General features: G+C 53.7%; 10 protein-coding genes. 5 read left to right on the top strand and 5 right to left on the bottom strand.

Going from position 1 to position 15,651, the window contains the following annotated elements; genetic code table 11:
* The first annotated feature begins 149 nt into the window (after window positions 1-149).
* From gltB to LVD08_RS22970, 4 genes are all read left to right on the top strand, one after another.
* Window positions 150-4,595 carry a glutamate synthase large subunit gene (gene gltB / locus LVD08_RS22985; protein ID WP_247269346.1) on the top strand — a complete coding sequence of 1,482 codons (4,446 nt, stop codon included), beginning with the start codon at window positions 150-152 and terminating at the stop codon, window positions 4,593-4,595.
* Window positions 4,596-4,628: 33 nt separating this feature from the next.
* Window positions 4,629-6,047 carry an FAD-dependent oxidoreductase gene (locus LVD08_RS22980; protein WP_007909438.1) on the top strand — a complete coding sequence of 473 codons (1,419 nt, stop codon included), beginning with the start codon at window positions 4,629-4,631 and terminating at the stop codon, window positions 6,045-6,047.
* Window positions 6,048-6,286: 239 nt separating this feature from the next.
* Window positions 6,287-7,354: a uroporphyrinogen decarboxylase gene (gene hemE / locus LVD08_RS22975; RefSeq protein ID WP_247269345.1), complete on the top strand. Its 1,068-nt coding sequence runs from the start codon at window positions 6,287-6,289 to the stop codon at window positions 7,352-7,354.
* A 188-nt stretch (window positions 7,355-7,542) separates the two neighbouring features.
* Complete coding sequence (locus tag LVD08_RS22970; RefSeq protein ID WP_027611321.1) at window positions 7,543-8,055, top strand: cytochrome b; 513 nt, start codon at window positions 7,543-7,545, stop codon at window positions 8,053-8,055.
* A gap of 1 nt (window position 8,056) precedes the next feature.
* On the opposite strand, the gene LVD08_RS22965 is transcribed toward LVD08_RS22970, so the two are convergent.
* Window positions 8,057-9,274, bottom strand: coding sequence for an MFS transporter (locus LVD08_RS22965; RefSeq protein ID WP_412103650.1), 1,218 nt, complete (start codon window positions 9,272-9,274; stop codon window positions 8,057-8,059).
* Between the two features lie 178 nt (window positions 9,275-9,452).
* On the opposite strand from LVD08_RS22965, the gene LVD08_RS22960 reads away from it, so the two are divergent.
* Complete coding sequence (locus LVD08_RS22960) at window positions 9,453-10,394, top strand: LysR family transcriptional regulator (RefSeq protein ID WP_247269344.1); 942 nt, start codon at window positions 9,453-9,455, stop codon at window positions 10,392-10,394.
* Between the two features lie 13 nt (window positions 10,395-10,407).
* Here LVD08_RS22960 and LVD08_RS22955 read toward each other — a convergent pair whose 3' ends face one another.
* From LVD08_RS22955 to LVD08_RS22940, 4 genes are read right to left on the bottom strand one after another with little or no spacing between them, the layout of a single operon-like run.
* A complete protein-coding gene (locus LVD08_RS22955) occupies window positions 10,408-11,397 on the bottom strand; it encodes a hypothetical protein (RefSeq protein ID WP_247269343.1) in 990 nt (329 codons plus the stop codon).
* A gap of 10 nt (window positions 11,398-11,407) precedes the next feature.
* Entirely contained in the window at window positions 11,408-13,417 is a 2,010-nt protein-coding gene (locus tag LVD08_RS22950) for an ORC-CDC6 family AAA ATPase (protein WP_247269342.1), read from the bottom strand.
* On the bottom strand, window positions 13,414-14,421 hold the full coding sequence (locus tag LVD08_RS22945) for a phosphoribosyltransferase-like protein (RefSeq protein ID WP_247269341.1): 1,008 nt from the start codon (window positions 14,419-14,421) through the stop codon (window positions 13,414-13,416). Before LVD08_RS22945 ends, LVD08_RS22950 begins: the two co-directional genes overlap by 4 nt.
* On the bottom strand, window positions 14,411-15,640 hold the full coding sequence (locus LVD08_RS22940) for a DNA cytosine methyltransferase (RefSeq protein WP_247269340.1): 1,230 nt from the start codon (window positions 15,638-15,640) through the stop codon (window positions 14,411-14,413). Before LVD08_RS22940 ends, LVD08_RS22945 begins: the two co-directional genes overlap by 11 nt.
* Window positions 15,641-15,651: the final 11 nt, after the last annotated feature.

Below are 15,651 nucleotides of genomic sequence, written 5' to 3'. Positions count from 1 at the left end.
CGTCGTCAAATTTGTGAGCCTCTGTGTCGCTGTGTACAATGACCACCCTTTTGCCCCCGCAAAGCCGGCGTACGTTCGGCGCGGCAAGCAAGTGGTTGAATTGAAAAGAAATTTGCCTCGTAAAGAGGCAGCCTGGTGAGAAAGTGTCTATGAAAGCAGGTCTGTACCAACCAGATGAATTCAAGGATAACTGCGGTTTCGGCCTGATAGCCCATATGCAGGGCGAGCCCAGTCATACCCTTTTGCAAACGGCCATCGAGGCCCTGACCTGCATGACCCACCGCGGTGGGATTAATGCCGACGGCAAGACCGGTGACGGTTGCGGTCTGCTGATTCAAAAGCCTGACGCGTTCCTGCGGGCGATTGCCCAGGAAAACTTCAGCGTCGAGCTGCCCAAGCAATATGCCGTGGGCATGGTCTTCTTCAACCAGGATCCGGCCAAGGCCGAAGCCGCTCGCGAGAACATGAACCGCGAGATCCTCGCTGAAGGCCTGCAACTGATCGGCTGGCGCAAAGTGCCGATCGACACCAGCGTCCTCGGCCGACTGGCCCTCGAGCGCCTGCCGCAGATCGAGCAGGTGTACATCGGCGGTGAAGGCCTGAGCGATCAGGACATGGCGGTCAAGCTATTCAGCGCCCGTCGTCGCTCGTCGGTGGCCAACGCCGCCGACACCGACCACTACATCTGCAGCTTTTCGCACAAGACCATCATCTATAAAGGCCTGATGATGCCGGCCGACCTGGCCGCGTTCTATCCGGACCTGGGTGACCAGCGCCTGCAAACCGCGATCTGCGTGTTCCACCAGCGCTTCTCTACCAACACCTTGCCGAAATGGCCGCTGGCCCAGCCATTCCGCTTCCTCGCCCACAACGGTGAGATCAACACCATTACCGGTAACCGTAACTGGGCGCAGGCCCGTCGGACCAAGTTCACCAACGATCTGATGGATCTGGAAGAGCTCGGCCCGCTGGTCAACCGTGTCGGTTCCGACTCCTCGAGCATGGACAACATGCTCGAACTGATGGTCACCGGTGGCATCGACCTGTTCCGTGGCGTGCGGATGATCATTCCGCCAGCGTGGCAGAACGTTGAAACCATGGACCCGGATCTGCGTGCGTTCTACGAGTACAACTCGATGCACATGGAACCGTGGGACGGCCCGGCCGGCGTGGTAATGACCGATGGTCGTTACGCGGTGTGCCTGCTCGATCGTAACGGTCTGCGTCCGGCACGCTGGGTTACTACCACCAACGGTTTCATCACCGTTGCCTCGGAAATCGGCGTCTGGAACTACCAGCCAGAGGACGTGATTGCCAAGGGCCGTGTCGGTCCGGGGCAGATCCTCGCCGTGGACACCGAAACCGGGCAGATCCTCGACACCGACGCAATCGACAACCGTCTGAAATCCCGTCATCCGTACAAGCAATGGTTGCGCAAGAATGCCCTGCGCATCCAGGCGACCATGGAAGACAACGACCACGGTTCGGCGTTCTACGATGTCGATCAGCTCAAGCAATACATGAAGATGTATCAGGTCACGTTTGAAGAGCGCGATCAGGTACTGCGTCCGCTTGGCGAACAAGGCTACGAAGCCGTCGGCTCGATGGGCGACGACACGCCGATGGCCGTGCTGTCGCAGCGTGTGCGCACGCCGTACGACTATTTCCGCCAGCAGTTCGCGCAGGTCACCAACCCGCCGATCGACCCGCTGCGTGAAGCGATCGTGATGTCGCTGGAGATCTGCCTCGGTGCCGAGCGCAACATCTTCCAGGAATCGCCGGAGCACGCCTCGCGCGTGATCCTCAGCTCGCCAGTGATCTCGCCGGCCAAGTGGCGCTCGCTGATGAACCTCGACCGCCCGGGTTTCGAGCGGCAGATCATCGACCTCAACTACGACGAAAGCGTCGGCCTCGAAGCGGCGATCCGCAACGTCGCCGATCAGGCTGAAGAAGCCGTGCGTGCCGGTCGTACCCAGATCGTTCTGAGCGACCGTCATATCGCCCCGGGCAAACTGCCGATCCACGCTTCGCTCGCCACCGGCGCGGTGCACCACCGTCTGACCGAAAAAGGCCTGCGCTGCGACTCCAACATCCTGGTTGAAACCGCCACCGCACGCGATCCGCATCACTTCGCCGTGCTGATCGGCTTCGGCGCCTCGGCGGTCTATCCGTTCCTCGCGTACGAAGTGCTGGGCGACCTGATCCGTACCGGTGAAGTACTGGGCGACCTCTACGAGGTGTTCAAGAACTACCGTAAAGGCATCACCAAAGGCCTGTTGAAGATCCTGTCGAAGATGGGCATTTCGACCATCGCGTCGTATCGCGGTGCTCAGTTGTTCGAAGCCATCGGCCTGTCCGAGGAAGTTTGCGAGCTGAGCTTCCGTGGCGTGCCGAGCCGCATCAAGGGTGCGCGTTTCGTCGACATCGAAGCCGAGCAGAAAGCACTGGCCACCGAAGCCTGGAGTCCGCGCAAGCCGATCCAGCAGGGCGGTCTGCTGAAGTTCGTCCACGGTGGCGAATATCACGCGTACAACCCGGACGTGGTCAACACCCTGCAAGCCGCCGTGCAGCAGGGCGACTACGCCAAATTCAAGGAATACACCTCGCTGGTGGACAACCGTCCGGTGTCGATGATCCGCGACCTGTTCAAGGTCAAGACCCTCGATACGCCGCTGGACATCAGTGAAATCGAACCGCTGGAATCGGTGCTCAAGCGCTTCGACTCCGCCGGTATCTCGCTGGGCGCCCTGTCGCCGGAAGCTCACGAAGCCCTGGCCGAAGCCATGAACCGCCTCGGTGCGCGTTCCAACTCCGGCGAAGGCGGCGAAGACCCGGCACGCTACGGCACCATCAAGAGCTCGAAAATCAAGCAGGTTGCGACCGGCCGTTTCGGCGTGACCCCGGAATACCTGGTCAACGCCGAAGTGCTGCAAATCAAGGTCGCCCAGGGCGCCAAGCCGGGCGAGGGCGGGCAACTGCCGGGCGGTAAAGTGAACGGGTTGATCGCCAAACTGCGTTACGCAGTACCGGGCGTGACCCTGATTTCGCCACCGCCGCACCACGACATCTATTCCATCGAAGACTTGTCGCAGCTGATCTTCGACCTGAAACAGGTCAACCCGAAGGCGCTGGTCTCGGTGAAACTCGTGGCTGAAGCAGGCGTCGGCACCATCGCCGCCGGTGTGGCCAAGGCCTATGCGGACTTGATCACTATCTCCGGTTACGACGGTGGCACCGGTGCTTCGCCGCTGACCTCGATCAAATACGCGGGTGCACCGTGGGAACTCGGCCTGGCCGAAACCCACCAGACCCTGCGCGGCAACGACCTGCGCGGCAAGGTTCGGGTCCAGACCGACGGCGGCCTGAAAACCGGCCTCGACGTGATCAAGGCAGCCATCCTCGGCGCTGAAAGCTTCGGCTTCGGCACCGCGCCGATGATCGCGCTGGGCTGCAAATACCTGCGTATCTGCCACCTGAACAACTGCGCCACCGGCGTCGCGACCCAGAACGAGAAGCTGCGCAAGGATCACTACATCGGCACCGTCGACATGGTGGTGAATTTCTTCACCTACGTCGCCGAAGAAACCCGTGAGTGGCTGGCCAAGCTGGGCGTGCGTTCCCTCGAAGAGCTGATCGGCCGTACCGATCTGCTGGAAATCCTCGAAGGCCAGACCGCCAAGCAGCATCACCTGGATCTGACTCCGCTGCTGGGCAGCGACCACATCCCGGCGGACAAGCCTCAGTTCTGCGGCGTCGAGCGCAACCCACCGTTTGACCAGGGCCTGCTGGCCGAGAAAATGGTCGAGATGGCGACGTCGGCGATCAACGACCTCAGCGGCGCCGAGTTCGATCTGGACATCTGCAACTGCGACCGTTCGATCGGCGCACGGATCTCCGGCGAAATCGCGCGCAAGCACGGCAACCAGGGCATGGCCAAAGCGCCAATCACCTTCCGCTTCAAGGGCACTGCGGGTCAGAGCTTCGGCGTGTGGAACGCCGGCGGTCTGAACATGTACCTGGAAGGCGACGCCAACGACTACGTCGGCAAAGGCATGACCGGTGGCAAGCTGACCATCGTGCCGCCGAAGGGCAGCGTTTATAAGACTCAGGAAAGCGCCATCATCGGCAACACCTGCCTGTACGGCGCCACGGGCGGCAAGCTGTTCGCCGCCGGCACCGCAGGCGAGCGTTTCGCCGTGCGCAACTCCGGTGCCCACACGGTTGTGGAAGGCACTGGCGATCACTGCTGTGAGTACATGACCGGTGGTTTTGTCTGCGTTCTGGGCAAGACCGGTTACAACTTCGGCTCTGGCATGACCGGCGGTTTCGCCTACGTGCTCGACCAGGACAACACCTTCGTTGACCGGGTCAACCACGAACTGGTGGAAATCCAGCGGATCAGCGGCGAGGCGATGGAAGCCTATCGCAGCCACCTGCAGAACGTGCTGAACGAGTACGTCGCGGAAACCGACAGCGAGTGGGGTCGTGAGCTCGCCGAGAACCTCGATGACTACCTGCGTCGTTTCTGGCTGGTCAAGCCGAAGGCTGCCAACCTGAAGTCGTTGCTTTCCAGCACCCGTGCCAACCCGCAGTGATATGCGCCTGAAGAGTTTGATGAGGTTTTAACAATGGCTGAACGTCTGAATAACGACTTCCAGTTCATCGATGTCGGGCGCAAGGATCCGAAGAAGAAACTGTTGCGTCAACGCAAGAAAGAGTTCGTGGAAATCTACGAACCGTTCAAACCCCAGCAGTCGGCCGACCAGGCCCACCGCTGCCTGGGTTGCGGCAACCCGTATTGCGAATGGAAGTGCCCGGTGCACAACTTCATTCCGAACTGGCTGAAGCTGGTGGCCGAGGGCAACATCCTCCAGGCCGCCGAGCTGTCGCACCAGACCAACACCCTGCCGGAAGTCTGCGGCCGGGTGTGCCCGCAGGATCGTCTGTGCGAGGGTGCCTGCACCCTTAACGACGGCTTCGGCGCGGTGACCATCGGTTCGGTCGAGAAGTACATCACCGACACCGCGTTCGCCATGGGCTGGCGCCCGGACATGTCCAAGGTCAAACCGACCGGCAAGCGTGTCGCGATCATCGGCGCAGGCCCGGCGGGTCTCGGTTGTGCCGACGTGCTGGTACGCGGCGGCGTGACGCCGGTGGTGTTCGACAAGAACCCGGAAATCGGCGGTCTGCTGACCTTCGGCATCCCCGAGTTCAAGCTCGAGAAAACCGTGCTGAGCAATCGCCGCGAAGTCTTCACCGGCATGGGCATCGAATTCCGCCTCAACACCGAGGTCGGCAAGGACGTGACCATGGAGCAACTGCTCGCCGAATACGATGCCGTGTTCATGGGCATGGGCACCTACACCTACATGAAGGGCGGTTTTGCCGGTGAGGATCTGCCGGGTGTCTATGACGCGCTGGACTTCCTGATCGCCAACGTCAACCGCAACCTGGGCTTTGAAAAGTCGCCGGAAGATTTCGTCGACATGAAAGGCAAGAAGGTCGTGGTTCTTGGGGGCGGCGACACGGCGATGGACTGCAACCGCACGTCGATCCGCCAGGGCGCCAAGTCGGTGACCTGCGCCTATCGTCGTGACGAAGCGAACATGCCCGGCTCGCGCAAAGAGGTGAAGAACGCCAAGGAAGAAGGCGTGAAATTCCTCTACAACCGCCAGCCGATCGCCATCGTTGGCGAGGACAAGGTCGAAGGCGTGAAAGTGGTCGAGACCCGTCTCGGCGAACCGGACGCCCGTGGCCGTCGCAGCCCCGAGCCGATTCCGGGTTCCGAAGAGATCATCCCGGCTGACGCCGTGGTCATCGCTTTCGGTTTCCGCCCGAGCCCGGCGCCGTGGTTCGAGCAGTTCGAGATCCAGACCGACAGCCAGGGCCGTGTCGTTGCGCCCGAGCAGGGACAGTACAAGCACCAGACCAGCAACCCGAAAATCTTCGCCGGTGGCGACATGGTGCGCGGTTCCGACCTGGTGGTGACGGCGATCTTCGAAGGCCGTAATGCGGCTGAAGGGATCCTGGATTACCTGGGTGTCTAAGCAAACAACGCAATACCTTGTAGGAGTGAGCCTGCTCGCGATGACGGTAGATCAGTCCCTGATGCATTGACTGAAACACCGCTATCGCGAGCAGGCTCACTCCTACAGTTGTTTTGGGGTGTTGCAAAATCAGTATTCCAACGCAATAAATTGACCCGATAGACAAAAGGCTGACCTGCATCCGTGCCTTTTGCGTCGCGCTCTGAGAAAATGCCCGCACTTTTTTTCCGGATGCCGACATGACTGCCCTGAAGAACGACCGTTTCCTCCGCGCCCTGCTCAAGCAACCTGTAGACGTCACCCCGGTGTGGATGATGCGCCAGGCCGGCCGCTACCTGCCTGAATACCGCGCCAGCCGTGCCCAGGCCGGTGATTTCATGAGCCTGTGCATGAATCCGGAATTCGCTTGCGAAGTTACGTTGCAACCGCTCGACCGCTACCCGCAACTGGACGCGGCGATCCTGTTCTCCGACATCCTCACCATCCCCGATGCCATGGGCCAGGGCCTGTACTTCGAGACCGGTGAAGGTCCGCGCTTCAAGAAAGTCGTCAGCACCCTGGCCGACATCGAAGCGTTGCCGATCCCTGATCCACACAAGGATCTCGGCTATGTGATGGACGCGGTCAGCACCATTCGCCGCGAGCTGAATGGTCGTGTGCCGCTGATCGGCTTCTCCGGCAGCCCGTGGACCCTCGCCACTTACATGGTTGAAGGCGGCTCGTCGAAAGACTTCCGCAAAACCAAGGCGATGCTCTACGACAACCCGCAAGTCATGCACCTGCTGCTGGACAAGCTGGCGCAGTCGGTGACCTCGTACCTCAACGGCCAGATCCAGGCCGGCGCGCAAGCGGTGCAGATTTTCGACACCTGGGGCGGCAACCTGTCGGCGGCGGCGTATCAGGAGTTCTCCCTGGCGTACATGAAGAAAATCGTCTGCGGCCTGATCCGCGAGCACGACGGTCGCAAGGTGCCGGTGATCCTGTTCACCAAGAACGGCGGCCTGTGGCTGGAAAGCATCGCCGACGCTGGCGCCGACGCACTGGGCCTGGACTGGACCTGCGACATCGGCAACGCCCGCGCCCGCGTCGGCGACAAGGTCGCGCTGCAAGGCAACATGGACCCGACCGTGCTCTACGCCAAACCTGAAGCGATCCGCACTGAAGTCGGTCGTATTCTGGCCAGCTATGGCAAAGGCAGTGGCCACGTGTTCAACCTGGGTCATGGCATCACTCCGGAAGTCGACCCAGAGCACGCCGGTGCGTTCCTGCGCGCGGTGCATGAACTGTCGGCGCAGTATCACGAGTAAGATTTTGACACGACCGCCCGAATGCAATGTTCGGGCGGTAATTGATTTTTGTATGTTTAAGTTGAACGTGCAATAAACCTTGTTCGTAAAGATTGTTTACTTTGTGCAGTTTCTGTTAATTGTTTTCTCGTTGACGTTGATAATTAAGAGCCTTGTAATGGCGCCACTTGTTTATCAGGATGGTTGCAATGAAAAGGGTGGGATATTCGCGTCTCCAGATTGCTTTGCACTGGATATCTGCGGCAGTAATTTTATGGGCTCTGTTGTCTGGCTTCTATGTGTCAGTCATTAAAGTTGCAGCGGAAACAAAATCGATAGTCGGATTTATAAATGTTTCGGTGACGGCTTTATTTATTCCGATATTTATACTGAGATTGTATGTTTCTGTCAGAGGCTCTCACACCACTTGCGAGGTGGACAGGACCTTTGTGGAGCGTCTGGCGAGTTGGATGCATAAGTCTATTTATCTGATGACGGCGGTTGTCTTGCTCACAGGAATATTAATGATGGATCGACCGATCAATATATTTGATCTGGTTCTTATTCCGGCGCCGCTGAACGATCTACAGTGGATTGATCGGTTCTTCGTCATCCATGTTTGGGCGTGCGTGATGTTACTGGTTCAAGTAGCGCTACACATCGCAGCCGTTATCAAACACGAAATGTGTGGGCGCCGAATCCTGAAAAAAATGGTGTTCTGACTCAAGCGGGAGCGCTGCCACCGAGGGGCGGCAACTTCGCCAGTTTCAACGCCACCAACAGCGCGATCATCAACAGGGCGCCAATAAACAGGCCGATGCCATTCCACCCGCCGAGATGCCAGAACACCCCGCCAGCCGTGCCGGCAATACTCGACCCGGCGTAATAGCTGAACAAATACAACGACGACGCCTGGCCCTTGGCCTTGGTCGCACGCCGGCCGATCCAGCTGCTCGCCACCGAGTGCGCGCCGAAGAAGCCGAAGGTGAAGATCAGCATGCCGACGATCACCAGCAACAGCGGCGTAAACATCGTGAGCGCAAGGCCGGCGAACATCAGCGCGATGGTTGCCCACAGCACTTTGCGCCGCCCCAGTTTGTCCGCCAGCGAACCGATCTTCGCCGAGCTGTAGATGCCCGACAGGTACACCACCGACAGCAAACCGACGAACACCTGATCGAGGTTGTACGGCGCGGCCAGCAGGCGATAACCGATGTAGTTGAACAGAGTGACGAAGGCGCCCATCAGCACGAACGCTTCAAGAAACAGCAGCGGCAGGCCGGCGTCGCGAAAGTGCATGGTGAAGCCATCGAGCAGGCTGCGTGGGTGCAGCGAGCGTGAGCGGAAGTTGCGCGATTCGGGGAGGATTTTCCAGAATACTGCCGCCGCAACCAATGCCAGACCGCCGATTACCAGCATTGCCGTGTGCCAACTGACAAAGTCGATCAACACCCCGGTGATCAACCTCCCGCTCATCCCGCCAATCGCGTTGCCGCCGATGTACAGGCCCATCGCCAGACCGATGTGCTGCGGATGGATTTCCTCACTCAGGTAAGTCATTGCCACGGCCGCCAGGCCGCTCAACGACAGCCCGATCAGCGCGCGCATGATCAGCACGCCGTGCCAGCTCGGCATCATCGAGCTGGCGATGGTGCACAACGCGGCGGCGAACAGTGCCGCGACCATCACCGGTTTGCGTCCGACCCGGTCGGAGATCGGCCCGGTGATCAACAGCCCGACGGCCAGCATGCCAGTCGCTACCGACAGAATCAGGCTGCTCTGCGCCGCGTTGATTCCATACTCGTGGGACAGCAGCGGCATCATCGGCTGCACGCAATACAGCAAAGCGAAGGTCGCGAAGCCGCCGCTGAACAGCGCCAGCACCGTGCGCATGAACATCGGCGTGCCTTTTTCGATGTAGATCTCCTGCAGCTCGGCGATGACATCGTCCGCCGCGGCAGGCGGAACTTCATGGGCAAGAGGGGCGGCGGCGGTTTTCACATCAGACCTCGGAGGGCACGGCCAGGCAGGCAATGAAAAAATCATATAGCTGGCTAATGTTTCTATCCAATATATTGTTCGACCTGTTTGATAGCTTTAACGACCTAATGGGGTTTCCATGGAATTGCGTCATCTGCGCTACTTCATCGCCGTCGCCGAAGAACTGCATTTCGGCCGCGCCGCACAGGTGCTGGGGATCTCTCAGCCACCGCTGAGCCAGCAGATCCAGGCGCTGGAGCAAGAGGTCGGCGCGCGGTTGTTCGAGCGCACCAATCGTCGGGTCGAGCTGAGCGAGGCCGGGCGATTGTTTCTGGAGGAGGCGCGGCTGGTGCTGGCGCAGGTCGACAAAGCGGCGGACGTCGCCCGGCGTGCACAACTCGGCGAACTGGGCGAATTGAAGATTGGCTTCACCTCGTCGGCGCCGTTCAACTCGACCATTCCCCAGGCGATTTTTGCTTTTCGTCAGCGTTTCCCGGCAGTCCACCTGAACCTGCGGGAGATGAGCAGCACCATGGTCGCGGACGCGCTGGTGGATGAGTCGATCGAAGTCGGGATCATGCGCCCGCTGGGCCTGCCGGATTCGCTGAGTGTGGTGGAGCTGATGCGTGAGCCGCTGGTGGCGGTGCTCGGCTCCAAACATCCGTTGGCGCAGGGCAGCGAGGAAGGCTTGTTCCTCTCGGCGCTGGCGCTGGAGCCGTTCGTGTTCTTTCCACGCAGCTATGGCAGCGGGTTGTATGCGCAACTGCTCAGTCTGGCGCGCGATGCCGGATTCAGTCCGCACTTCGCCCAGGAGGCCGGTGAGGCGATGACCATCATCGGACTGGTCGCAGCGGGGCTGGGGGTTTCGGTGTTGCCGGCGTCGTATCAGCGGATGCGCATTGACGGTGTGGTCTATCGACCGCTGCTCGATCCGGAGGCGGTGTCGGCGGTGTGGCTGGTGCAGCGCAAGGATCAGAAATCGCCAATGGCCAAGGCGTTTGTCGAACTTTTAACTAAAAAAACAGGACTATCCCAATATCCAGGCGTGCATGAAAATTGTACTCAGAATAAAAAAATGTGACATTAATTCCGATCTAAACGAAATCGATGTAATTTCTTCTTATACAATACGCTGTTATGCCTGATACACCTTGGTCATCTTTGTAAATGCCTTGCGAATACTCCGGATGGTATAGTCTCGGTTGAGAATATGATATCTCGGCAGATTCTCCCATTTTGGGGAATGCTAACCCCATTGCAAGTGCGTGAGGCTTTGGCCCAAGTGGGATTAAATCAATATTTCCATTTGCTGCTTGCTGAATGTTCCGCAGCCAATCGACTGTTGCGAACATATCCATCGAGTTTATTCGCTTAATTTCAGTCTGCATATCCATGCCTTGAGAAAGGTCGTGTAGCAGTCGCCAACTTCTTCTAAAACCCGGTGAGCCTGGTGGGAAAGGAAACAGAAATTTAGCTGTTCTACCTTTCTGTTGTTCTAGCAACTCGCCTAAGTTAAACGCCATATAACCAACGCTTACGATAGTAATTGGGTCGCCGCTTGTTTCTTTTATTCTCGAAAAACCTGGAATTGCTGATGGAGGCAACGCGTCTTCGGTAAGTTGTCCTTCTTTGTAGCCCGCAGGCCTGGTGTAACAAACTACGAGGTCTCTGACGTTAGAAGATTTTAGTAGTTGCTTTATAGTGAAAAGAAATACCCGTTTTGGCATGCAGGTAATGTCGAATAACAAAGAGCAGTCTTTCGTAGATGAGATTTTTTGAGCAAATTCATTCCAAGCTCCCGGTCCAGCAAGTAGGTCTTGAGTTGTTAAGTCAATTTTGTTTCGCAATAGTCCACGGATGACTTTTTCATTGTCATCAGTTTTTCTTGTGATTTCTGCAGTGAATCGACTTTGTGGATCATCTATTTTTATACAGAAATGATGGTTTTCATTTTTTTTTGATATCCATTCGGCGACCGCTAGACATCTAGGTTCAAATGATGAGCAGAAAACGCCCGTCCATGTTCTAACTCCGATTTTGGAAATGAGCCAATCGAGCTTACCCCACGGATGAATAGGTGTCATATCAATGTCCTTAAAATTTCAGCTCTGTTTGTAAAGGATTGCTATCGTTGTTTTTTATCTTTGAGCTGGTAGACGTTTTTCCGTTGTATATATTTTCAAGCTCGCTAATGGACGTATATATAGGCTCTTTCGTGCGAATGTGGGGTATTCTGAAGTGTGGGCTTAGAAGTGGATTTAAATACCACTTCATGCGCGGTTTTCCATCAGGCAGTTTCGTTGTATGGTCTGATTCAATTAGATCGCCATGGTCTCGGCAGCTTCTAATCAAGTCTGTTATTTCCGTCTGCTTTTCGAATTCGGTCTTATAAAGAGATATTCCATTGTGACCCGGGTTGGAGAGAGCCTTGTCGCTTCTGATTTTAGTAGAAAACCATGAGCCCAAAGCATTTATGAAAAAAAGTCTGCGGTCTCCATCCGTTCCTTCTTTTAGCTTCTCTGCCCAAATTCTACTTGCTTCATTAATGCCTATAATTTGTTTGTCCATTTCAATTTTAGGTATATAAGTTTTCGCCAGCTCATCATCTGGGGTGCTACGTAGCCAAGCTGCCCAAATTGCTCTGCAAATAGTCATGAATGCCAAGATGTTGTAACCGGAGAGGTCAATTATATGTCTTTGACCACTCCAGATTAGCATCTCCCTAGCATCTCCTGCTATCTGAATAAGGGCCGCCTCATTTCGTTCCTTTTTCCAGTAAGTACGGCTGGACCAATTTAGCGCCGAAGATATGTCAGTTAGTTTGTAAGTTTTTTCATTTTGTTGTTTTTTCTGACGAAGCCAGATCTCCCCTAATTTTGCTTCCAAAGGGTTGGTTTTCCATATTTCTTCAAGCGCTAACTTCCATTCTTTAGACCAGTTTTCTGGAATTTGCAGTGTCGAATGCTTTTTGTTAACGTAAACTTTAGCTCTTTGCGAAGGTGATAGTGTAGTGCCGAAGACTTTGGTTAATAGACTCTTTTCTGCAATATCAATTTCGAATCCGTAAGTGCTTAATCTTCTTTTAAATACGTCCTCTGCAAAATCACCAAAGTCAGCCACTTGTGAACTTTGCTCTTTGCGTCTGAACATCTCATCGATATCTATTGTGGAGAAGTCACGCATGTTTTCAAGATGCGCGCCACTGCCCCATACGGACACATCCGAATTCCATGCGTAATGTCTGGTACCTATTCTATACGCGACCCTTCCATCCCGCATTGCTAAAGCCTGATTTATAACTTGTCGAAAAACATTGGAGTATCCCGAGGATCTTTCAAGTTCAAAGAGTTCCTCGTGCTGATCTATTCTTAGAAAAACTAGTGTGTTCTCAGGGATTACTCCTGAGTTGCGGAAGCTATCTGCTAAGACTGCGGCGGGCTCTCCGACTCTAGTTCTGCTGGTTTCAACTGATTCGCTCAATTTATCGGCGTTGAAGTTAAAGTACTTTCTATACTCAATCAGTCTGCTTGAGATTTTTTCTTCGATGTTCTCAATTGTTGTACAGTCATCAAAGTATCCAAACCATGCATCTGATGATTTGATTGATTCAGCTAATTTAGCTTTTGTTTGTTTTGTCCAAGTGATCGGGATTTCGGACTTTATAACGTTATCCTTTGCTTGCTCCTCTGCTAGATATATGATGTTGCGTAATAAATCCTCTACTAAAAGATAATTTATATAGTCAGCAAAGGTGGTTGCGGCCCAATCTTTTCGGCGTTCTTCGGGTAATTCCGAAAGGCGAGAAGCTACGATGCGTGCATTATCACGAATCAGGTGAATTCCAGCTGCAATGAAGTTTTTATATTTTGTTGGGGCTGGATATTTTTCATTTGCTCGAGCGTAAGCGATGCGTGTACGTGTATTCAAAAGACTAAGAAGCATACTTTTGCCACTTCCTTGGCGGCCTTTGATAACAACATTGCCTGTGCCAAATAGCTCTTCTGAGTAGGTAACTACGTAAGGGCTAAACATTTTCACAAAATCTGTAGGAGCGAGGATTTCTGTAACCCAAAGATCGTGAAATGGGTTGTCAAATCTGTTCATGGCATCACCTTGACTTCTCGATCGGAGCGCGGAAATAATGGTTTCCAAGTGCTCGTTTGATGATGGAAAATTGGAGGCGTATTGTTTGGGCAGTTGCTGTACATGACAACTAGGCTACCAGTTTTCTTCCATCCATACTCTTCGCCATCTAATTTAGATTGCATTCGATCGTAGCCATGTTTTAAAGCGCTTCTTAACTGAGTAAAAAATTTCGGCTCCCCTATGTTAGGTTTGTCGGAAATTAAGCACTCATCGCTTAATATGGTTACTGGTGAATAATGGATGTCAGTTCTTTTTATTTTTGCTAGCACTTCTTTAAGTTTTCTATCCCCAGGCGCACAGATTATTAGTGGTATAATTATTATTGGGCCGTCGAAAACAGTTGCTGCATAGTTTACCGCTCTAGCTATTTGTCCTCCAGATCCCACGAAATCCTCAATAAGTACTAGGTATTTTATACCTTCCTTTAATTGGTATTCCTTTATTTTCTCTGGGCTAGCGAAGGCTCTCATGCTAATCCAGTCAGGACGAAGACTTTGCCCCTTTAATCCTGTTACGTGCAGAAAACCATTAATGCGCAAACTGTCGGTTACTGGGCATGGCCAAGTAGATTGTAATTCGGCATTTAATTGAGCGTTTGAGTCCTTTGTAAATATATCAATATTTGCTAAGTCGACTAACCACGGTTTAATAGTGTTTTCTAATGCACATCGATATAATTCTTCGAATTCTTGGTGGCCTGCAAAAAAAATGTATTCAACAGATTTAAAGGCGATCCATTGGTCTTCATTATCTGTAAAGAGCTCGAGCCAGTCGTTCAGCCGAACCATGAATTCTCGGCTTATTCTGTTAGATACCTTCTTAGTAGGTTCGAATTGTTGGAATAGCTGGATTGCTAAAGTCTCATATAAGCTTCTTAGCTTGCTTGCTTTTATAGAGCGACTGTCTTCGGTGATATGCAGTTCACGCTCAAGTTTTTCTATAGTTCGCAATCTATTGCTCATGCTTATCACCTAATGCCAGAGCCGATCTAATCATTTCGCCGATTACGAATCCCATTTTTGGTGGTACTGCATTCGCAATTAGTTTGAATTGATCTTCAATAGTGCCATGGAAAATGTAACTGTCTGGGAAGCCTTGTATCCTAGCTGCCTCTCTAACACTAAAACCACGGTTCTCTATTGGATGGAGAAAGCACTTTGGATCACCAAACCTAGAGTCGACGGTGAATGACGCCCCATCTGAGGTGGCTCGCCGGTACTTGCCGTTGAAAGTATGCCTGAGATCTATATGGGATCCAACCGACTTTAGAAATCCTTTCTTAATTAGGGATTTTACATTTCTAAGTGCTTTTCGGTTTAGTTCTGATTGTAGAGTTTCCAGTGAGACAGGGTCAGCATCCCCATAAGTGCGAATCCTGTTTCTTCGGCGGAGTCTCATAATCGCAATTAGGACCTCTTTTTCTTCATTTGAAGTCTCGCCAAATACCTCTGGAATATTCCAAGTATGAACTGAGGCGTCTGCTCCTCGAACATTACATAACTTTTGACCAGGAAGAATTCTGGTTGCAATTTTGAAGTCGTGTGTGTCTTCAACTAACAGCTTTGGTTCATGATTAGGTAGCTTGTGTGCGTCAGAGAGTACGCAGGCCAAAGTTTTTGGGGTGCTACGAGCAATGATTGGTAAACATTCGATGCTTTCTTTCCACGCAACTAGTATCACCCGTTTACGTGTTTGAGGAATTCCAATATCTCTGCAATCTATAGTCATTCCCGTGTATCTATATCCAGCGGCAGAAATCGCACTGCATGCATTATCCCAATGTTCCTTGTGGGAGCCTTGTAATATCCCAGGCACATTCTCAAAAATCATTACCTTAGGAGCTGCATCTATAGCTATTTTTACTGCCGAATGGAGCAGGTGATTTCTTGGATCATTAACGTCTCTTTTTCCTACCGTTGAAAAACCTTGGCATGGGGACCCTGCCAAAACCACATCACACTTCCCATTGAATGGTATTTTTCCATCAGAAAGATCTAGAACTTGTGCGTGATCGCCTAAGTTTTTTTTGTAATTTTCAATAGCTAACGGCCATATATCGTACGCTGCTTTAGGAGAAAATCCCGCGTTCATAAATCCGATGTCTAATCCACCACAACCCGAGAAAAGGCTAATAAAGCTTGGTTGAGTATCAGCTGGTGATTTTATAACTGATGTCGGCATTATATTTAAAT

The sequence above is a fragment of the Pseudomonas sp. YL2 genome (assembly GCF_023063025.1).
Lineage (GTDB): Bacteria > Pseudomonadota > Gammaproteobacteria > Pseudomonadales > Pseudomonadaceae > Aquipseudomonas > Aquipseudomonas putida_A.
This window is presented reverse-complemented; position numbering and strand designations above follow the sequence as displayed.

Excerpts from the sequence above, each read along its gene's own strand:
- gltB (WP_247269346.1), top strand. The coding sequence starts at position 150 with ATGAAAGCAGGTCTGTACCAACCAGATGAATTCAAGGATAACTGCGGT.
- LVD08_RS22980 (WP_007909438.1), top strand. The coding sequence starts at position 4,629 with ATGGCTGAACGTCTGAATAACGACTTCCAGTTCATCGATGTCGGGCGC.
- hemE (WP_247269345.1), top strand. The coding sequence starts at position 6,287 with ATGACTGCCCTGAAGAACGACCGTTTCCTCCGCGCCCTGCTCAAGCAA.
- LVD08_RS22970 (WP_027611321.1), top strand. The coding sequence starts at position 7,543 with ATGAAAAGGGTGGGATATTCGCGTCTCCAGATTGCTTTGCACTGGATA.
- LVD08_RS22960 (WP_247269344.1), top strand. The coding sequence starts at position 9,453 with ATGGAATTGCGTCATCTGCGCTACTTCATCGCCGTCGCCGAAGAACTG.
- LVD08_RS22955 (WP_247269343.1), bottom strand. The coding sequence starts at position 11,397 with ATGACACCTATTCATCCGTGGGGTAAGCTCGATTGGCTCATTTCCAAA.
- LVD08_RS22950 (WP_247269342.1), bottom strand. The coding sequence starts at position 13,417 with ATGAACAGATTTGACAACCCATTTCACGATCTTTGGGTTACAGAAATC.
- LVD08_RS22945 (WP_247269341.1), bottom strand. The coding sequence starts at position 14,421 with ATGAGCAATAGATTGCGAACTATAGAAAAACTTGAGCGTGAACTGCAT.
- LVD08_RS22940 (WP_247269340.1), bottom strand. The coding sequence starts at position 15,640 with ATGCCGACATCAGTTATAAAATCACCAGCTGATACTCAACCAAGCTTT.